We start from the raw sequence: 21,465 nt of genomic DNA, 5'->3' as shown, positions 1-21,465 counted from the left end.
TATATACAAATAAATAGGCTAAACGCTGACCCGAATCAAGTTGATGTTGCAAAAATGTGATCGTCGATCGGGATGATGTTCTTTAATCTAGAAGTATCTTGGAGCTTAATTTGTACTTAGAGCCAGGATGGTAGAGCAATGCAAAGCTGATGAGACGTTCTTTGCTCCATGTTCTTCTATTCAAAAGAAGGCAAGGCTCTGATTCAGAAAGCTTTAGTGACGTTCTGATCTGAGTGTCTGGAATAATGGCTTCAACCGTGTGTTCAATAGCACTCAACGGGCAGTTTTTTGAAAGGTATTCATTGGGTGTAGATTTTGAAAAGTCCTGCTCTAGGTATTTTGGAGCGGCTTGAGAGCTCACCCAACGAGCTTCCAGTTGTATCGGCGTATTGTCAGCAAAGTGGATGATTTCACTATAGAATACTTCTGCATTGATCATCACGCCTAACCGTGTGGCGGTGCTTTCATCAGCCTTGATGCTATCGTGTTTGATCACTTGGCTAGTATACGTTTGGCCACGGTCTTTGATCTCTTGCGCGATATTGTTGATATCAAGTAGCGGAGATTGTGCTTTTTCGTCGGGCTCACAAACAAAAGTACCGAGCCTTGGCTTCCTGATGAGCTTGCCTTCAGACACAAGATCTCGAATGGCTTTATTCACCGTCATTCTACTCACGTTGAACTGTTCTGTGAGTTCGAGTTCGGTGGTAATTTGATAACCCACCGGCCAGTGACCATTGGTAATTTTGTCATCTATGAACTGTTTTATCTGAAGGTAGAGCGGCGCTTTCGACATAATGAAACCTTATTTGACTATACAAATAGAGTAACGGAATTTTTCACGATTTCAACATTTCCTCGGGCAATGTGACCTTATTCAACATAGATGGGGCAAATTGCTTGATTCTGTGAGGCAAGTGTCGCAAATTGTCACGCAATAACTATTCGTAAATCAGATAATTAGAAAGAGAAATAATATGTTTAAGAAATTAAAGGCCTCGTTGGGCATTGGTGCAGCAAAGGTTGATACCGTCTTAGATAATATTGAAGTTTTCCAAGGTGGCGAGTTGTCAGGCAATGTTCACATTGTTGGTGGCGACGTTGAGCAACAAATCGACCTGATTAACTTGGTTCTCAACACAGAAGTAAAAGTAGAAACAGAAGACAGCACTAGCTATGAAACTTTTTCACTCGGTCGTATTCAAGCCGTAGAGCCTTTCGTTATCCAACCGGGCGAAGCCAAACTGGTTCCATTCCGTCTTAAACTGAATGATGAAACGCCAGTCACCGCGTTGAACGCACAAATGAACCAATGCCATGTGTGGGTCGAAACCAATCTAGATATCGGCTTCGCGATTGATCCTAAAGACCGTGACTTTATCTCCGTACACCCACTGCCAACGGTCGCTAAAATCATCCAAAGTGTAGAAGCATCGGGCATGGCAATGGTGAAAGCAGACGTAGAGAAGGGCTTCTTAAAAGGCAACAGCTTTGCTTCTCGCTCTGGCTGTTACCAAGAGATTGAATTTCGCAGCGGCGGCTTTATGAATAACAAAGAGATCGAGCTGTCATTCATCGTAGATGGTTCTATGGTTCACTGCTTAGCAGAAATCGACCGCTCAATGAGCTTCCGTGGCGACCAATACATCTCATTCAGTTTGCCAGCTAACGCGGCCGACTCAGACATCCGCAACGCTGTATCAAGAATCATGAGTGCGTAGTTCCCTCTCTGTTAGTAGTTGCTCTGTCTATTAACAGAGACAAGACAATACAACTTCTAAAGCCGAAGTTAACCGTTCGGTTTTTTTGTATTGTAGATAAAGCCAACGAATTACTGATTGAGCTATGGGTTAGGCGTTAGAAGGATCTATATAGAAGAGACATTTCAGTCATATAGTTTTGTGGTGCTGCGGGACTAACATTGTCATTTCATATTATTTCGTTACAATGTTTGGCTACTCACAAATGGGGCATCTGTATTTGCTTCTATGTGGGTATATTTATTATGCATATATCCCCAATCAGCGTACTAGTTGATTGAAAGACATATATTAAACATTTTCATGTGTTGCTTGGTGTGCAACACCACTGTAAAGGACAAATAATGCCAATTATTACTCTTCCTGACGGTAGTCAGCGTCAATTTGACAACCCTGTATCAACTCTAGATGTTGCCCTATCAATCGGTCCTGGTCTTGCGAAAGCAACCATTGCTGGTCGTGTAGACGGCGAGCGTGTTGATGCTTGTGATCTTATCGAAAACGATGCAAGCCTAGAAATCATCACAGCTAAAGATGAAGTTGATGGCCTTGAGATCGTTCGTCACTCTTGTGCTCACCTTTTAGGCCACGCGGTTAAGCAGCTTTTTCCAGAAGCGAAAATGGCGATCGGTCCTACTATCGATAACGGTTTCTACTACGATATCGACCTTGAGCACTCTCTAACGCAAGAAGATCTAGAAAAGATTGAAAAGCGCATGAAAGAGTTAGCGAAGACCAAGTACCAGGTTGTTAAGAAGAAAGTTAGCTGGCAGGAAGCGCGCGACGCATTCGAAGCTCGCGGCGAGACTTACAAGATTGAAATCTTGGACGAGAACGTTTCTAAAGACGATCGTCCAGGCCTGTACCATCACGAAGAATACATCGATATGTGTCGTGGTCCACACGTGCCTAACATGAGCTTCTGTCAGCACTTTACTCTACTTAACGTAGCGGGTGCTTACTGGCGTGGTAACAGTGACAACAAGATGCTTCAACGTATCTACGGCACTGCATTCCACGACAAGAAGGCGCTTAAAGCTCACCTTGTGCGCCTAGAAGAAGCGGCTAAACGTGACCACCGTAAAATCGGTAAAGCGCTTGACCTATTCCACATGCAGCAAGAAGCACCAGGCATGGTGTTCTGGCACCATAACGGTTGGACTATCTTCCGTGAGCTAGAAGTATTTATTCGTCAAAAACTGACTGAGTACGATTACCAAGAAGTTAAAGGCCCATTAATGATGGACCGTGTTCTTTGGGAACGCTCTGGTCACTGGGATAAGTACGCTGAAGCAATGTTCACAACTTCTTCTGAGAACCGTGAATACGCTATCAAGCCAATGAACTGTCCTGGCCACGTTCAAATCTTCAACCAAGGTTTGAAATCTTACCGTGATCTACCGCTACGTATGGCTGAGTTTGGCTCATGTCACCGTAACGAGCCGTCTGGCGCACTTCACGGCATTATGCGTGTTCGTGGCTTCACTCAAGATGATGCTCACGTATTCTGTACTGAAGACCAAGTTCAACAAGAAGTTAAAGCTTGTATTGATATGGTTTACGATACTTATACAACTTTCGGTTTCGAAAACATTGTTGTTAAACTATCGACTCGTCCAGAACAGCGTGTAGGTTCAGACGAAATGTGGGACCGTGCAGAGGCTGACCTTAAGCAAGCGCTAGAAGCATTAGAGATTGCATACGAGATTCAAGAAGGCGAGGGTGCGTTCTACGGACCTAAGATTGAATTTACTTTGCATGATTGTTTGGACCGCGCTTGGCAATGTGGTACAGTGCAGCTCGATTTTGCATTACCAGAACGTTTAGGTGCTACTTACGTAGGTGAAGATAACGAGCGTCACACGCCAGTTATGATCCACCGCGCGATTTTAGGTTCACTAGAACGCTTCATCGGTATTCTTATTGAAGAATACGCTGGCTTCTTCCCAACGTGGTTGGCGCCAGAACAAGCAGTTGTCATGGGCATTACAGACAAACAGTCTGAATATGTACAAGAAATTACGAAAAAACTGCAAAAAAGTGGATTTAGAGTCAAAGCAGACTTGAGAAATGAGAAGATTGGCTTTAAAATCCGCGAACATACTTTGAAACGTGTACCGTTCATGCTTGTGTGTGGTGACCAAGAAATGGAAGCCGGCGAAATTGCAGTACGTACACGTAAAGGTAAGGACCTTGGCAAATTTAAAGTGGATGACTTTATTTCATACATCCAAGCCGAGGTTTCAAGCCGTAAGCTCAATCTGGAGGAATAGCTATTAAAGGCGGAAGACGTGGCCAACAACCGGCCAAACAAAACCAGCACCGTTTAAACGGTGACATTCGTGGCGTTCGTGAAGTGCGTCTAACTGGCGCAGACGGCGAAGCTGTTGGTGTAGTATCAATCGCTGAAGCGATGGAAGCTGCAAATGAAGCTGGTATGGATCTTGTAGAGATCAGCCCTAACGCCGAGCCGCCAGTTTGTCGTGTGATGGACTACGGTAAGTTCCTCTTCGAGAAGAGCAAAGCTGCGAAAGAGCAGAAGAAGAAGCAAAAGCAGGTTCAGATCAAGGAAATTAAATTCCGACCTGGAACTGATATTGGAGACTATCAGGTAAAACTACGCAACCTGACTGGTTTCCTAGAAGACGGCAACAAAGTGAAGGTAACAATTCGCTTCCGTGGCCGCGAAATGGCTCACCAAGAAATCGGTGTTGACGTTCTTAATCGTTTGAAAGCGGATACTGAAGAATTTGCAGTAGTCGAATCTTTCCCAACGAGAATTGAAGGTCGCCAGATGATCATGGTGTTGGCCCCTAAAAAGAAGTAATTAACGGCTTTGCAAGTAATTGAACCCTGCAGCCTCAGGTTGCGGGGTTTTATTCGCCCTAATTACTATGTTATTAACAACTCAACAATGCGGAGTTATTCATCATGCCTAAGATGAAAACCAACAAAGGTGCTGCTAAGCGTTTCCAGAAAACTGCTGGTGGTATTAAGTTTAAGCACGCTGGTAAACGTCACATCCTGACTAAGCGTACTACTAAGAACAAGCGTCAGCTACGTCCGAACTCGATCCTTCCTAAATGTGAAGTTGCTCAAGTTCTACGTATGATGCCATACGCTTAATTCTTTTTAGTTTATAAATTCGTTTAGTTTAGGAGAAGCATAATGCCTCGCGTAAAACGTGGTGTACAAGCTCGTGCACGTCATAAGAAAGTTCTAAAACAAGCTAAAGGTTACTACGGAGCACGTTCACGTGTTTACCGCGTAGCTTTCCAAGCAGTTACCAAAGCTGGTCAATACGCTTACCGTGACCGTCGCAACAAGAAACGTCAATTCCGTCAACTTTGGATTGCACGTATCAACGCGGCATCTCGTCAAAATGGTCTATCTTACAGCCGTTTCATCAATGGCCTTAAGAAAGCATCTATCGAGATCGACCGTAAGATTCTTGCTGACATCGCAGTATTCGACAAAGCAGCATTTGCTGTTCTAGTTGAAAAAGCGAAAGCATCTCTATAATTTAGAGTTAGCTTAAAGGTTTAAGAAAAGGAGAACTTCGGTTCTCCTTTTTTATTGCCTGTAATTTGGCTTTGCCATATTTTCTCGCATCTCGCATCTCGCATCTCGCATCTCGCATCTCGCATCTCGCATCTCGCATCTCGCATCTAATTTTTATTCGCTTGAACAAGCATTCTGGTATATAAACATTTACCTAACCTTTAAATGTTAAGCGACCGAGATAAATGACCGCACCTACTACTATGACGTTCTTCGAACGTTTTGAAACCGATATCCTTTCAGGCAAAAAGACCATTACTATTCGCGATGAATCTGAGCGCGATTACCAGCCGGGCAGTGTTGTAGAAGTATCCACGCTAGAGCAGGGACGTGTATTCTGTAATCTTAAGATCATTAGCGTTGAACCAATCCTGTTTGATGACTTAGGTGAGTTCCATGCTCAGCAAGAGAACATGACGCTAGAAGTCCTGAAGGGGGTGATTCAAGATATCTACCCAGGGATCTCTGAACTTTATGTTGTCTCTTATGAGTTGGTAGCTTAAGCCTGATTGGATTAGATTGACTAGCTAGGGATGGCGATTTATGAGTAATAACCAGCAGACACTACTTCAGCTTTACTGTCGTGAACAGCAAGACCAAACGTTACTGTCTAAGAATGACCTTGATAGTGAACTGAGCGAGAGTGCCGATTATTTAAAGTGGTGCGAGAGCAAAAGAAACTTTGTTGAAGAAGATGTCTTAGGGCGTACTTGGGTAAAAAGTTGCCCAGCAGGGTATATTACTGAGGTTCACTTTCATTCGGATGGTAGTCTAACGGAATACCGCTTGTTTGATCGGTTTGAAACTCAAGGTCATTGGCTGTTGAAAAGCGGGTTGCTGCAAGTTGAAATCAGTAAAGGTGACAATCGTTACCAGTTTGATGCGGTTGCGTGTAAAGACTTGAATATCCACTCGGCGGTGGAATATAAAAACCAAGAGCTTCACTCCTACCTTAAGCTTGTTCAGGTGGAAGCTAGTTAACTCGGTTTTGACTCATCAAGCTCCAAAAGCAAAAAAGCTAACGTCAAACGTTAGCTTTTTTCATTTCGATCGAACCTTGATTGGCTACTTAGGCTTGGCAGCCCTTATGCGTGATAGTTTTCAAGTTCCTTGTACAGTTCTGAATCTACGTCGTCAGTAGAGCAAACTGTCAATAGGTCTTCAATAAAACACTTGAGAGCGCGAACTTCGATGCGTCGAATACCCTGTTGCTGCTCTTCAGTCAGGTAACCGTAGATAGTCGCCGCGCCAAAATCACCAAAGATCATTTGACCTTGTTCATTAACCAAGGTGTTGTGCGCATACAAGTCACCGTGGCAAACCTTGTTGTCATGCAGGTGATTAAATACATCAATCATTTGAGTAACGATGTTGTCGATTTGCGCGATTGGAAGTTCGAAACCTTCTGGGAAAGTATCACGCGTGCAAGTATCGAGTGTCGGTGGCAAGCCTAGGTTGTAATGGCAGCTTGGGATAAGCTCCATCACCAACGCAAGGTAATCTTGTTCGTCCACTTGCGCGATAGACTTCACTAAGTTGCTATGGTGACCAGCTTGAAGACACGCTTCTAGTTCATCATGTGGGTAACCGTCGCTTGTCACTTCGCCTTTGAATACTTTAACCGCCACTTCCTGAGGGAAATCAAAATCACTGTTTAACCAATTAGCATGAGATATCACGCCTGATGCACCTTGACCAAGCACTTGATTCAATGAGTAGCATTGCGAGCTTACTGCAGGCACGCTATCTAAGCTGCTCGGGTGTTTGCAAAATGGATTGCCCGCAAAGGCTAACCAAGCAAGTTTTGGTAGCTTAATAAGGAACTCAGGGAATTCAGTCAGTTGGTTTGCAGACAAGCGGACCAGTTCGAGGTTGGATAGGTCTTCCATACTCTCAGGTAAAGCGCGAAGCTGGTTGCCTGCGAGTGCTAGCTTTTGCAGTCTTGGTCTTTCACCCAGTGAGTTAGGCAGAACTTCGATGGCATTATCTGTCAGAATTAACCAGCGCAATTGAGCGGGTAGGGACTCTTCACTCACTGTTTTGATTTGGTTGGTCTTGAAACCGATCATTTCAAGCTTAGGAAGTGACCCAAGAACATCAGGAAGGTGCGTAAATAGGTTATTCGACGCAAAGATAATACGTAGATTAGTTAGCTGTGTTAACTCTTGTGGAAGCTCCGATAACTGATTCCCTGAAAGATCCAGAATCTCTAGCGAATCGGAGAGCTCTAAGATCTCTAATGGAAACTCGGTGAGACCTTCTGACAGTTTTAAGCGCTTAATACCTTTTAGTTGCCCTGATTTTAATTGTTCTAGAGTATGCAAACCTTAGCCTTATGAATAGATGTTCGAGGCGCGTAGTGTACTTGTCTCAAGTGAGAAAGGCGAGCACCGGAACGATGCTCGTTTAACTAAGCTTAGCGAATGAATTTACGAAGCTTAAAGTTGTATGTGATTTTGGCTTACGCCAACCTCCTCAACAAAATCGGTATCATGACTGACTAGGATGAACGCACCTTGATAGTCACGTAAAGCCGACGCCAATATTTGCTTTGAGTCGATGTCTAGGTGATTGTCTGGTTCATCGAGCAGCAGTAATGGCGAATCCTGTTTATGGCTGACGATCAACATCGCCAGTTTCATTTTCTCTCCACCACTTAGGTGAGCTACTTTGCGGTACACGGAGTCACGCCTAAATCCAATGCCAGCTAACAAGGTGCGTGCGTTACTTTCCGTCATGCTACAGCTATGTGCCATCAGGCTATCGAACATGGTGTCATTGGTGTCCAACAAACCAAAGTGTTGATCAAGGTACACCGTAGATCCTAAGCGTTTGATGGTGCCAGTGTAGTTCGAGTGCTCGTTGTGAATCGCTTTCAACAGTGTCGACTTACCACAACCGTTTGCACCGGTTAGATAACAGCGTTCACCTTGTGACAGAGAAAAGTGGATAGTAGTACCAGCCCCATACTCAAGTCGGCAATCTTCAACTGTTAATAGCGCGTTCTTTTTCTTGCTATTACTCTGCTGTAGATACAAGGCCTGAGGTTTCAGTTGCTCTTGCTGTTCTTTAAGAAACTGAAGCTTATCTTGATTTTGCTCCTTTAAGTTATTTTGACTAATGGCTGATGCTCCTTGCGTTCGTCCGGCTCTATCTTTCATCGCATCCAATAATATCTTGGGTTGGCTGCCTGACTTTCGCAGTCGGTTTCCTTGCGCCTCTCGCTGTTGTGCTTTTTCTCTATTGGCTTGAGCTTGGCGTTCAAGTCGTCTCTTTTCGGATTGGTGATGCGTAATCTGCTTGTCCAATGCTTCATTTTGGCTCGATATTTGTTTGAAGTAGTCATCGTAGTTTCCTTTATAGAAACGTAATCCCAAACTGTTGAGATGGTAGATTCCTTCCATGTGCCTCAACAGACTTCGATCGTGACTGACGACAAGTACTTTTCCTTCAAATTGTTGGCATTGCATTAGTAACCAATTTCGTCCGTCGTTATCTAAATGGTTGGAAGGTTCATCGAGAATTAACATGTCGTGATTCGATGTAAATAAGCGATGAAGTTGCAAGAGGGCAAGTTGGCCACCGCTTAATGTATTGCACGGCGCGGTTAACTCACTGGTTATTTTCAATGTAGCTAAAAGCTGTTGAGTGCTCTCCTGTAAATCCCAATCGCCCCCAATGATGTCAAAATGCTGAAGTTTGCAGCTACCTTGCTCGATGGCTTGCAAGGCATCGAGCTTTTCAGTGATACCTAAGAAGTCAGCAATGTTGATTTCGCTATCTAAAAGCTCTGAAGGTAATTGCGAGTAAAAACCGATCGAACCTTGTCTGGAAACACTGCCTGATGTTGGCTGTGTTTGCCCTGTGAGTAACGAAAGTAGCAGTGACTTTCCAGCCCCATTTCTTCCAACTAGTCCTGTAAGGCGCGTGCTCAAATTAAAGGTGATGTCTTTGAATAACCACTCGCCAGTATCAAGCTGAAATGAGAGATTATTGGCTAATATAGTAGGCATAAGAATACCTCCCTTTACGTGTAAACGAGTAAAAGGGGTGAGGCGCTTTTCTACATAGACTCCAATGCAGGACTCTAACAATAAATCGCCAAAGACGTTACTTAGGTAGATGACCAATCAAAGATAGAAAATCTGTGATGAGATGAATTCTGTCTTTGAGGTACAGTTCTGCAAGATTCATGTTGTCAAAAGACGGATCTTTAAGAACTTGATTTGTCGCGAAAATAGATGACGAAGTAACGCCCACTAACCCCGAGTGTCCAAATGATTTTTATAAAAATAAATCGGATGTCAGGATGTTAGTACTTCATTATGGCGTTATTCTCTTTTGAAATGATGGTGGGATGTTACTGAAAGAGAGTGCTTAAAGTCAATATGATGACCTGATTAAAATGTATCCAAATAATTAGAGCGCCTATATAACCATGAGGCGCTTTAGAGTGTTCTTTGAAAGCAAGAGCTTTAAATAATGTGGAAATTACAGGTTTTGTCCACCGATAGCTCGCCAACACATATCAAAGCTATCGCTGATGTACTTGGCTGACTGCTCTGGTGGTAACTCATTCTGCTCAATCAACCAGTTTGCACAAATCAAAAAATGGCTGTGGATGAAGTGCCTAACGAGATTAATGTCTAACACCATTAACTCACCGGCTTCCTGTCCTTTCAAAATGATATCATCGAGTGATGCGAACATCTGCGAGACAATGACTTCGCGAGTTTGAGTCGTTGGGTCAAAATGCACATTGGTGAAAAACTTCATGGCGACTGGGTTTTCTAATGCCCACTCAATCCCTGTCATCCACATAAATTTAAAGGCTTGATAGCGATTTTGTTCAGCGATTTCTGTGTGCTGAACAAGGGTAGAAAATAGCTCTATTTTCAGTTCACGAAACAGTTCATCAATCAGTAGAGATTTGTTCTCAAAGTGATGAAACAGCGTGGCTTTTGCTACCCCTGCGGTTTTCGCTATTTGACCTGTAGATGTGCCCTCTAACCCTTGTTGAGAGAAGAGTAGGAGCGCAGCATCTAGGATTTTTTGCCTTTTCGTAATCATCGATTCAGTACTTTGAACATCATTTTTTTGATTGGGTTGTTATATGGAGGGTGCATCAACTTAGTGAAATTGATTTTGCCTCGAGTCAATACGGTTTTCGCATGGCTGAAGGTTCTGAAGCCTTCAACACCGTGGTAGTGTCCCATGCCTGACGGACCAATACCACCAAACGGCGCGTCTTCTGCTGCGACATGTACTAGAGAGTCGTTAATACAAACACCCCCTGAATGAGTGTCCGATAGGAATAGGTCTTGAGTCTGTTTGTCGTGACTCATTAGGTACAGGGCAAGTGGACGTTCTCTTGTTGTGATGTAGCTGATTGCTTCTTCAATAGAATCATAAGGCACGATAGGAAGCACAGGACCAAACAACTCTTCTTGCATTGCCACCATGTCGTCATTCACTTCGGTGAGAAGGTGTGGCGTCATTCTGTGGTTCACGTCGTCTTGCGCTTGTTCGGTGACAGTATGTACTACAGCACCTTTTGATTGCGCATCTTCAACCACACCTTTTAATCGATTGTACTGACGCATGTTAACCACTGAGGTTAAGTCTTTGCTCTCAATTCCCGCTTTATACAGCTTCTTGAAGTAGCGTTTATAAGCCGTGATAAATGCATCGACTTTTTCTCTTGGCAGCAAGATGTAGTCAGGCGCGACACAGATTTGGCCTGCATTTAAGCTTTTTGCAAACAGGATACGTTCAACAGCGTCAGCCACATCAAAGTCAGGAGCGATGATGGTTGGAGACTTTCCGCCAAGCTCAAGTGTCACTGGCGTTAAGTTCGCGGCAGCGGCTTTCATGACGTGCTTACCTACCGCGGTTGAGCCTGTGAATAGGATATGGTCAAACGGCAGCTGGCTGAATTTCGCGGAAACATCGGCTTCACCTTCGATGATCGCCACTTGATCTTCACTAAAGCCTTCAGCCAACATCGCTTTTAAAACACGGTTGGTTGCAGGGGTAAACTCAGACATCTTAAGCATTGCAGTGTTACCTGCGGCCAATGCTGTGATGAGAGGCCCTAAAGCGAGCATCACCGGGAAGTTCCAAGGCACGATGATGCCAACTACACCTACCGGTTGATAATGCACAGTAATCTTGGCTGGTGTTAGCATCAAGCCGGCTTTTCGACGTGAAGGCTTCAACCACTTCTTAAGGTTTTTATCACTGTAATTGATCTGGTGTAGGGAAGGGGTGATGTCAGCAATTAAGCTGTCGTGCTTTGCTCGATGGCCATAATCTTCTGATACCGCTTCAATTAACTGCTCTTGGTAGCGCATTAATAGTTTTTTCAAGACTGAGAGATCATTTCGTCTCTGTTCAAGTGTTGGATTAACGTTGTTACGGTAGTGATCTTGTTGTCGGTTGAACAGTTGATCCATGTCGTTGGTGCTTGACGTGTTTGGTTCAAGGTCTAGATTATGGCTCATAGTATCCCCTAAATTCGAAGGCTGACCGATTGGTCGGTCAGTTGAAATTACAAGAATATCCAACCGAATACAAGATGCGCGCAAGAAAAGTTCAATAATTGAGCGGCTACAACATTGAATTGGGCGATTTTTAGTAGGAAGAATGAAGTATTAGTAGGCATCGAATCGAGGGATACAAGCCGTGTTGGTGATAGCGAGAGTTGTGATCGGGAAGTGCGCATGTTTGTCACAAACCTGACTTAATATCACCAAATTAGCCAAGAATTTTAGGTGCAAATGCTATTTTATTCACCTAATTTTTTATGAGAAAGTGCTTTATATTTAATGCGCTTCAGCCTGCTTTTTGCCCTAAAACCTTGTAATTCCTTATCTGTCATTTTAAGTCGATCGGTCGATAAAAAAACGTAATCGTAACCACAAATATCAATGGTTGGACTCACTCTTAATAATATCGGTTAATGCAGCCAACAAATCGTTTTTGAACGTTTTTTGTTGGGTTATACCTCGCTATTCCAATGAGGTATCTTCTGTCGATGGCCCTATAGTGTGAGGTCTCTAGAATTGGAAAATTCGGTTAATTTGGAACGCATCCGTGCTGAGTATAATGTAAAGCACTGGAGCCAAGGTTTTTATGGAATTGATGATAATGGCGAGGTGTATGTTTCACCGAGCGAAACCGATCATCAAGTTCCGCTAAGTCAGATCGTAAAACAGTTAGAGCAGCGAAATATTGGTTTGCCTGCTCTTGTGCGTTTTCCTCAAATAGTGCATCAACGTGTGCACAATATCTGTAACGCATTCAACCAAGCGATCGACGAATATCAGTATGACAACCGTTACCTGCTTGTTTACCCGATTAAAGTTAACCAACAGAAAGAAGTGGTTGACGAGATCTTAGCGAGCCAAGCTCAATTAGAGCAGAAGCAATTAGGCCTAGAAGCAGGTAGCAAGCCTGAACTATTAGCGGTATTGGCGCTAGCTCAAAAAGCAAGCTCAGTGATCGTGTGTAACGGTTACAAAGACAGAGAATACATCCGTCTTGCGCTTATTGGTGAAAAGCTGGGTCATAAAGTTTTTATCGTTCTAGAGAAGCTATCTGAGCTTGATCTTGTTCTTTCTGAAGCGAAAGCGCTTGGCGTGAAACCTCGTTTAGGTTTGCGTATTCGTCTTGCTTCTCAAGGCGCAGGTAAATGGCAAGCAAGTGGTGGCGAGAAGTCGAAGTTCGGCTTGTCTGCATCACAAGTGCTGACTGTTATTGAACGCTTGAAAGCAGAAGACCAACTGGATGTTCTAGAGCTAGTGCATTTCCATCTTGGTTCACAAATGGCGAATATTCGTGATGTACGAAATGGTGTGAGCGAAGCGGCTCGTTTCTACTGTGAACTGCGCGATATCGGTGCTCAATTGAAGTACTTAGATGTTGGTGGTGGTTTGGCTGTGGATTACGACGGTACACGTAGCCAGTCTTCAAACTCAATGAACTACGGTTTGCTTGAGTATGCACGTAACATCGTAATGACAGTAGGGGATATCTGTAAGCTCTATAATCAGCCACAACCGGTGATCATTTCTGAATCTGGTCGTTCGTTGACTGCGCATCACGCTGTTCTTGTTACTAACGTGATCGGTACAGAAAGCTATTCTCCGGAAGACATGGCAGCGCCAGAAGCCGACGCACCACTGTTGCTAAACAACATGTGGAAGAACTTCTTGGAGTTAGATGCAGGCAATGATGACCGCGCGCTGATTGAGATCTACAACGATACGCAAAGTGATATCGCAGAAGCACACAACCAATTTGCGACAGGCATGCTGAACCTTCAGCACCGTGCTTGGGCAGAGCAGATGTCTTTGCGCATTAACTACGAACTTAGCTCTCGCATGAGTACTAAGAACCGTTACCACCGTCCAATCTTGGATGAGTTGAGCGAGCGTTTGGCAGATAAGTTCTTCGTGAACTTCTCTTTGTTCCAATCGTTGCCTGATGCTTGGGGTATCGATCAGGTGTTCCCAGTATTGCCTCTAAGTGGTTTGGATAATGCTGACGAGCGACGCGCTGTGGTGTTGGACATCACTTGTGATTCTGACGGTACTATTGATCAGTATGTTGATGGTCAAGGCATTGAAACAACTCTGCCAGTTCCTGCATGGAACCCTGATGAACCATATTTGATGGGCTTCTTCCTAGTAGGCGCATACCAAGAGATCTTGGGTGATATGCATAACCTATTTGGTGATACGCACAGTGTAGTGGTCAACGTTGACGAAAGCGGTGAAGCGAACATCGATTACATTAACGAAGGCGACACGGTTGAAGACATGATGCGTTATGTTCATATCGATATGGACCTAATTCGCCAGAACTACAAAGAATTGGTAACGGCGAAAGTACCAGCTCAAGAGCAGCAAAGCGTACTTGAAGAGTTAGAGCAAGGCTTGATGGGTTACACCTATCTTGAGGATTTTTAATGAACGATCTATTTACGAAACCAGATTACTCACTTTACTCCAATGCGATGACTTTCATGCGTCGCCCATTGGTGCAAAACCCAATCGACAATGATGCTGATGTGGTTGTATTAGGTGCGCCGCTAGATATGGCGACATCTGGCCGCCCGGGCGCTCGCATGGGACCTGATGCGATTCGCCGTGCGTCGGTGAACTTGGCATGGGAAGGCAAGAAGTTTCCGTGGGACTTCAATGTATTTGAACATACCTCGGTGATTGATGCTGGCGACCTTGTGTTTGATTGCGGTGACGCAGAAGACCTAACTCAACGTTTAGAAGCGGCTGCTGATGCGATTCTAAATAGTGGTAAAACTCTGTTAGGTTTAGGTGGCGATCACTTCATTACACTGCCTTTGCTTAGAGCATACGGCAAGAAGTACGGTGAGATGGCTCTGATTCACTTCGACGCGCATACTGACACTTACAGTCAGGGCAGTCGTTACGATCACGGTACTATGTTCTACCATGCGCCAAATGAAGGTTTAATTTCGCCTGAACACTCAGTTCAAATTGGTATTCGTACAGAGTATAAGCAGGAAGGTCACGGCTTTAACGTTATTAACGCGATGCAAGCGAACGACATGAGCGTGGACGAGATCATTGCTCAAGTGAAAGGCATTGTTGGTGATAAGCCAGTTTACCTAACGTTTGATATTGACTGTCTGGACCCTGCATTTGCACCGGGTACCGGCACGCCAGTGTGTGGTGGTTTGAATTCAGATAAAGTGCTCAAAATCATCCGTGGCTTACAAGGTATCAACATGGTTGGTATGGATGTGGTAGAAGTGTCTCCAGCCTATGACCAAAGCGAAATTACCGCTCTAGCAGGTGCAACTATCGCACTTGAGCTGCTTTATGTTTGGACGGCAAATCGCATTGCTAAATCATAGTGCTTGATTGTTAAAATCGTAACGCTACATACTGATTTTAAAGCCCACTAAGGTTCAACTTAGTGGGCTTTTTGTTTTTGGTGGTGGACAAATAGAGTAACTCATCGTTGGAAATGAGCAGTTTCTCCCTGTTATGAACTAATGCGCTATCAGGTGTGCCTTATGCAAGTCGTTTAATTGACTCTGGATAGAAATACATCATCTTTACTCTGGTTGCTGTCTCAAATGTGGGACTTACCTCTGCTTTGCTGTCAACGCATAACTCACCTCTATTAATGCCCCATATTCGCTAATGATTTATCAACCTTATTACTGTATATATTTATAAAACGAAGAGGTGCAATTACATTGTGCGTTTATTTGCATATAAATCAGCATCCTACTAACTTTTAACTCAGGTTTTCAAATCCCAGCCACAATACCTAGATTTGTGAAAAGACGTCTCGTCGCACAGACATGGCATTTTTTATGGGGAAGACTAGGCTTAAGGGTAAGTAAACTATAAAAAAACAGGTGAAATACTTCTCTCTTTTCAAGCAGATTGGGCATAACAATGGATTGCCATTGATGAGAGCTAAATATGTGTTTAATTAAAACCTGAAATTGCTATTACAAATAATTTTCACAGCTCTAGAGAATAGTGCTTTGTGACAACGGGGGATATATGGATATCGAAGTTTCGCGCCAGGTTGCGGTAGTTGAAGCTACCAGTGGAGATGTGGTTGTAGTTAAGCCTGACGGCAGTGCCAGAAAAGTTTCGGTTGGCGATATCATCCGTGAAAATGAGATTGTTATTACCGCGCATGATGCTGAACTCCTAATAGGCCAGCCTAGCGGCCCTGTTGAGGTTGAAGGTAATTGTGTTGGTTGTGTCGATCAAGACTTGGCTTGGGCAGATGCGCCTATCGCCGGAGAGGTGAATATCGATTTGGCGCAAGCTGCTGATGATTCATTTACTGATGATGACCTTGCAGCCATCCAAGAAGCCATTTTAGGTGGTGCCGATCCAACTCAAATTTTAGAAGCTACCGCTGCTGGTGGTGGTCTAGGTTCTGCAAACGCAGGCTTTGTTACTATAGATTACACCTACATAGAAACTCATCCTTCGACCTTCTTTGAAACTTCTGGTCTAGAAGTGCAATCTGTTGATGAAGACAGAGAAGAGCTTAGATCGATCACGCTCTCATCGGGTGGTCAATCCATCGCTGAAGCACTTACCGAAGGTTCCATTTCAGGCAATACTTACCCTCAATCTGTGACGGTTACTGATACCGTTGTTGCGGGTAGTTTAGCGCTTGACCCAGATTCTTTTGCTCCAGAAACACTTTCTCTCGCCTCGCTCCTTAGTGAACTTAATAGCGACATTACCTCTAGTGGTCAACCGGTAACTTTTACGTTTGATTCAGCCTCCAATTCGATTATTGGTGTTCAAGGTACAGATGAAGTACTGCGCATCGATATTGATGCCGTGAGTGTTGGAAATGACGTTGAATTATCGCTGACCACAACTGTTTCCCAACCGATAGATCATGTTCCGTCGATTGGTGGCGGTCAGGTTTCCTTTACGGGCGACCAAATCAACATCGCCTTTGACATACAAGGTCAAGACACCGCAGGTAATCAGCTTGTCACACCTATCAATGCGCAAGTGACCGTCTTTGACGGGGTAGATCCGTCTGCTGAAAGTGTGAATATCAGTAACGTTGAAACAAGCAGTGCTGCAATTGAAGGCACGTTTTCAAATATTGGTAGTGATAATCTTCAGTCAGTTGTTTTCGACCCAAGTGCACTCGCTCAGTTTGATGGTGTCCTCAGCGATAATCAGGCGACCGTTGCATCCTTGTCTGCTGATGGAAGTACCATCACACTGTCAACCCAAGGTAGCAGCGACGTTATTTTAACCGTTAGCTTAGATACTGACGGTACCTATCGATTTGAGCAGTTGAGACCAATAGAACAAGTCGGCACTGATTCGCTTACTTTCTCTTTACCAATCACGGTTACCGATTTTGACCAAGATATCGTAACCAATACCATCAACCTCACTATTTCTGATGGCGATAAACCAGTCATTACCAATGTCGACAGTATCGATGTTGATGAAGCTGGCATTGTTGGTGGTTCTCAAGAGGGGACGGCAACCGTATCAGGAAGTGGCAGTGTCACCTCAGAGATTTTTGATAGTGACATTATCGATCATCATGAACTTGAACCTGCAGAGTTTAATACCGCTGGCACACTGATATCTAACGGTGAGGTTGTGTTACTTGAGCTGGTTGATGAAACCAATGGTGTGCGAACGTACGAGGGCTATGTCGAGATTAATGGCGCAAGAATTACGGTTTTTGATGTGAAAATTGATAGCCCATCTTTGGGTAGCTACGAATTTAATCTGTATGAAGAACTATCGCATCAAGGCGCTGAAGATGCACAGTTAACCTTTGCACTGCCTATCTATGCGGTGGACGCGGATGGCGATAGATCGGCGTTATCCAGTGGTTCAAGTACACCAGAAGCTGCCCAGATTCTTATCAACGTTAAAGATGATGTTGTTGAGCTCGTTGATAAGGTTGAGTCAGTCACGGAACCGACTTTAGCGGGCGATACCATTGTTTCGTATAACCTGTTCAATTTCGAAGGCGCAGATGGTTCTACAATTCAATCGTTTAACTATGATGGTGTTGATTACTCGCTAGATCAGAGCTTACAGCCCGATGCTGCTCAGACTTTCAGTTTTACTGAGGGTGTCGTCACTATCTCATTAAACGGTGATTTCAGTTTTGAAGTCGCTCGTGATATCGACCACTCAAGCAGTGAAACTATAGTAAAACAGTTCTCATTTTTAGCTGAAGATGGCGATGGAGATACTGATACCTCAACACTTGAGTTAAGTATTACCGATGGTCAAAACCCGGCAATCAATCTGATTCCACCTGTTACTTTATCTGAAACCAACCTAGCTGATGGCTCTGCACCAAGTGGAAGTGCAGTAAGTGCAACCAACACGATCACTTTTACTTCTGGTAGTGATGACGTGGCGAATTTCCGCATTGAGCCTACAGAGTTCAATGTCGGCGGCGCACTGAAATCGAATGGCTTTGTGGTTGAGATAAAAGAGGATTCGGCGAATCCAGGTACTTACATTGGTTTCATTACTGATGGCTCAAACACTGAAATCCCAGTGTTTACGATTAGCTTCTCGTCCACCACGCTTGGTGAATACACCTTTACTTTGTTAGAAGCGTTGGACCATGCCGATGGCCTAGCGAACAATGATCTGAGCTTTGATCTTCCGGTATATGCGGTAGACAGCGATGGCGATGATTCTGTTGTGTCCCAACTGAATGTGACTATCGGTGATGATGTTCAAATCATGCAAGATGGCACGTTAGATATTGTTGAGCCTAATCTAGCTGATGGCACGGTGACCACTAACACCATTGATGTGATGCCAAACCAAAGTGCTGATGGCGCGACGATTACTCAGTTTACTTATGACGGTGTCGTAAACACACTGGATCAAAGCATTTCAGGTGAACAGCAATTCAGCTTCACCGAAGGCGAGCTATATATCACTCTTGAAGGGGAATTGCGCTTTGAGCCAAACCGAAATTTAGACCACTCGGTGAGCGAAGACATCGTGAAATCGATTGTTGTAACCTCAAACGACTTCGATAATGACTCTCTGACTTCAACCGTAACGCTGACCATCACCGATGGTGATAACCCTACGATTGACGTTATTCCGAGCGTTTCGCTTTCTGAAACGAATCTGAGCGATGGCTCTGCTCCAAGTGGCAGCGCGGTAAGCTCCACTCAAACCATCACGTTCACCAACCAAAGTGATGATGTGGTTCGTTTCCGTATTGAGCCAACGGAGTTCAATACTAACGATGATCTTAAATCGAACGGTTTAGCCGTTGAATTACGAGAAGACCCACAAGGTTCGGGTAATTACATTGGTTTTACGACCAGTGCGACGAATGTCGAAACCACGGTATTTACGCTGAGTTTTTCTAGCACCACATTAGGTGAATACACGTTCACACTCATCGAAGCGTTGGACCATCAAGATGCCCTTGGTAACAACGAGCTCAGCTTTGATCTGCCTGTTTATGCGGTAGACAGTGACGGCGATGATTCAATGATGTCACCGTTAAGTGTGACCATCGGTGATGATGTTCAAATTATGCAAGACGGTACGTTAGATATCGTCGAGCCGAATCTTGCAGCTGGTACCGTGACAACTGGTACTGTTGATGTGATGCCAAATCAAAGTGCCGATGGCGCAACGATCACTCAATTCACTTATGACGGCCAACTTCGAACGCTTGACCAAAATGACACTGGCGAGCAGCAGTTTAGCTTCACAGAAGGTGAACTGTTCATTACGCTTGAAGGTGAAGTGCGCTTTGAGCCTAATCGTAATCTAGACCACACGCTGAACGAAGATATCGTGAAATTAATCGTGGTGACGTCTAGTGACTCCGATAACGATGTATTGACCTCAACCGTCACGCTGACCATTACCGATGGTGATATCCCGACCATTGATAATGTCCCAACTGTGAGCTTGTCAGAAACCAATCTGAGTGATGGCTCTGCACCAAGTGGCAGCGCGGTTAGCTCAACTCAGACCATTACTTACACCACTCAAAGTGATGATGTGACCAGCTTCCGTATTGAACCGACTGAGTTCAATGTTGGTGGTACTCTCACATCAAACGGATTAGCGGTCGAGCTGAAAGCTGACCCAACCACACCGGGTGGTTATATCGGTTTTATTACGGATGGTTCGAACGCTGAAACCAACGTATTCACGATTAGTTTTTCAGATACCAACTTAGGCCAATACACCTTCACCTTACTTGAAGCACTAGACCATATAGATGGCCTCGCAAATAATAATTTGAGTTTCGACTTGCCGGTTTACGCGGTCGATAGCGATGGCGATGACTCGTTGGTGTCTCAATTAAACGTAACCATTGGTGATGATGTCCAAATCATGCAAGGTGGTACGTTAGATATCACTGAGCCAAACCTTGCAGATGGCACAATCACAACCAATACCATCGATGTGATGCCAAATCAGAGTGCCGATAGTGCGACGATCACTCAGTTCACTTATGACGGTCAACTACGAACACTTGATCAGAATGACTCTGGCGAGCAGCAGTTTAGCTTCATAGAAGGTGAGTTATTCATCACTCTTGAAGGTGAAATACGCTTCGAGCCAAATCGTAATTTGGATCACACTGTTAGCGAAGACATCGTGAAGTCGATTGTGGTGACCTCAAGCGATTCAGACAATGACGTACTGACATCCACAGTGACGCTGACCATTACTGATGGTGATATCCCAACCATTGATGCCGTGCCAAGCGTGACTCTGTCTGAAGCTAACCTTAGTGACGGTTCTACACCAAGCTCCAGTGCCGTCAGTCAGACCGAAACGATTACCTTCACGAATCAAAGCGATGATGTCGCGAGTTTCCGTATTGAACCCACCGAGTTCAATGTGGGCGGTGCACTGAAGTCGAATGGTTTTGCGGTTGAGATAAAAGAAGATTCGGCTAATCCGGGCACTTATATCGGCTTTATTACTGATGGTTCGAATACTGAAGTTCCTGTATTCACGATTGCCTTCTCTACAAGTACGTTAGGCGAATACACCTTTACTCTGCTTGAAGCGTTAGACCATGCGGATGGTTTAGATAATAACGATCTGAGCTTCGATCTGCCTGTTTATGCGGTTGATACGGATGGCGACGATTCCTTGGTGTCTCAACTGAATGTGACCATCGGTGATGATGTCCAAATCATGCAAGATGGCACATTAGATATCACTGAGCCAAACCTTGCTGACGGTACGGTGACAACCAACACCATTGATGTGATGCCAAATCAAAGTGCTGATGGCGCGACGATCACTCAGTTTACCTATGACGGTGTCGTAAACACACTGGATCAAAGCATTTCAGGCGAGCAGCAATTCAGCTTCACCGAAGGCGAGCTTTATATCACCCTTGAAGGGGAGGTGCGCTTTGAACCTAATCGCGATCTAGACCATTCCGTTAGTGAAGATATCGTGAAGTCGATTGTCGTGACTTCAAGCGACTTCGATAACGATCCGGTGACTTCAACCATTACGCTGACCATTACTGATGGTGATACCCCGACTATCGATGCTGTTCCGAGTGTTGCTCTTGAAGAAGCGGATCTCGCTGATGGCTCATCACCAAG

Annotated in this window: 15 protein-coding genes; 10 read left to right on the top strand and 5 right to left on the bottom strand. The window is 44.4% G+C overall.

From position 1 onward, the window contains the following. Window positions 1-82: 82 nt before the first annotated feature. On the bottom strand, window positions 83-796 hold the full coding sequence (hutC, locus tag BCV39_RS00080) for a histidine utilization repressor (protein ID WP_102433124.1): 714 nt from the start codon (window positions 794-796) through the stop codon (window positions 83-85). Between the two features lie 181 nt (window positions 797-977). On the opposite strand from hutC, the gene BCV39_RS00075 reads away from it, so the two are divergent. The 7 genes from BCV39_RS00075 (at window position 978) to BCV39_RS00045 (ending at window position 6,302) form a co-directional block, all read left to right on the top strand. Continuing rightward, window positions 978-1,721 (top strand): sporulation protein, encoded by a 744-nt coding sequence (locus BCV39_RS00075; protein ID WP_102433123.1) that lies wholly within the window; start codon window positions 978-980, stop codon window positions 1,719-1,721. A gap of 383 nt (window positions 1,722-2,104) precedes the next feature. Next, the gene (thrS, locus tag BCV39_RS00070; protein ID WP_048659527.1) at window positions 2,105-4,033 is read left to right on the top strand and encodes a threonine--tRNA ligase; all 1,929 of its coding nucleotides are present in this window, start codon (window positions 2,105-2,107) and stop codon (window positions 4,031-4,033) included. A gap of 2 nt (window positions 4,034-4,035) precedes the next feature. Then, the gene (gene infC / locus BCV39_RS00065) at window positions 4,036-4,587 is read left to right on the top strand and encodes a translation initiation factor IF-3 (protein WP_076654893.1); all 552 of its coding nucleotides are present in this window, start codon (window positions 4,036-4,038) and stop codon (window positions 4,585-4,587) included. A 104-nt stretch (window positions 4,588-4,691) separates the two neighbouring features. Next, window positions 4,692-4,886, top strand: coding sequence for a 50S ribosomal protein L35 (rpmI, locus tag BCV39_RS00060; protein WP_004738430.1), 195 nt, complete (start codon window positions 4,692-4,694; stop codon window positions 4,884-4,886). Window positions 4,887-4,928: 42 nt separating this feature from the next. After that, window positions 4,929-5,282, top strand: coding sequence for a 50S ribosomal protein L20 (gene rplT, locus BCV39_RS00055; protein WP_004733517.1), 354 nt, complete (start codon window positions 4,929-4,931; stop codon window positions 5,280-5,282). 224 nt (window positions 5,283-5,506) lie between these two features. Then, complete coding sequence (yqfB, locus tag BCV39_RS00050) at window positions 5,507-5,824, top strand: N(4)-acetylcytidine aminohydrolase (RefSeq protein ID WP_048659526.1); 318 nt, start codon at window positions 5,507-5,509, stop codon at window positions 5,822-5,824. A gap of 40 nt (window positions 5,825-5,864) precedes the next feature. Continuing rightward, window positions 5,865-6,302 carry a hypothetical protein gene (locus BCV39_RS00045; protein ID WP_048663542.1) on the top strand — a complete coding sequence of 146 codons (438 nt, stop codon included), beginning with the start codon at window positions 5,865-5,867 and terminating at the stop codon, window positions 6,300-6,302. Between the two features lie 104 nt (window positions 6,303-6,406). Here BCV39_RS00045 and BCV39_RS00040 read toward each other — a convergent pair whose 3' ends face one another. The 4 genes from BCV39_RS00040 to BCV39_RS00020 all read right to left on the bottom strand — a co-directional run bounded on the left by BCV39_RS00040 (window position 6,407) and on the right by BCV39_RS00020 (window position 11,824). Then, complete coding sequence (locus BCV39_RS00040) at window positions 6,407-7,645, bottom strand: leucine-rich repeat-containing protein kinase family protein (protein WP_102431642.1); 1,239 nt, start codon at window positions 7,643-7,645, stop codon at window positions 6,407-6,409. 114 nt (window positions 7,646-7,759) lie between these two features. Further along, a complete protein-coding gene (locus BCV39_RS00035) occupies window positions 7,760-9,334 on the bottom strand; it encodes an ATP-binding cassette domain-containing protein (protein WP_102431643.1) in 1,575 nt (524 codons plus the stop codon). A gap of 478 nt (window positions 9,335-9,812) precedes the next feature. Then, entirely contained in the window at window positions 9,813-10,391 is a 579-nt protein-coding gene (locus tag BCV39_RS00025; RefSeq protein ID WP_102431644.1) for a TetR/AcrR family transcriptional regulator, read from the bottom strand. Continuing rightward, window positions 10,388-11,824, bottom strand: coding sequence for a coniferyl aldehyde dehydrogenase (locus BCV39_RS00020; RefSeq protein ID WP_102431645.1), 1,437 nt, complete (start codon window positions 11,822-11,824; stop codon window positions 10,388-10,390). The genes BCV39_RS00025 and BCV39_RS00020 overlap by 4 nt, the downstream gene beginning before the upstream one ends. A 561-nt stretch (window positions 11,825-12,385) precedes the next feature. Here BCV39_RS00020 and speA point away from each other — a divergent pair. From speA to BCV39_RS00005, 3 genes are all read left to right on the top strand, one after another. Then, window positions 12,386-14,293, top strand: coding sequence for a biosynthetic arginine decarboxylase (gene speA, locus BCV39_RS00015; RefSeq protein ID WP_086775427.1), 1,908 nt, complete (start codon window positions 12,386-12,388; stop codon window positions 14,291-14,293). After that, entirely contained in the window at window positions 14,293-15,222 is a 930-nt protein-coding gene (gene speB, locus BCV39_RS00010; protein ID WP_102431646.1) for an agmatinase, read from the top strand. The genes speA and speB overlap by 1 nt, the downstream gene beginning before the upstream one ends. A 664-nt stretch (window positions 15,223-15,886) precedes the next feature. Next, window positions 15,887-21,465: retention module-containing protein (locus BCV39_RS00005; RefSeq protein ID WP_133146490.1), on the top strand; the 5,579-nt coding region annotated here is incomplete at its 3' end.

The organism is Vibrio sp. 10N.286.55.E10, from assembly GCF_002872555.1.
Taxonomy (GTDB): Bacteria; Pseudomonadota; Gammaproteobacteria; order Enterobacterales; family Vibrionaceae; genus Vibrio; species Vibrio crassostreae.
Note: the sequence above shows the minus strand (reverse complement) of the source record. Positions and strands in the feature narration are given on the sequence as shown.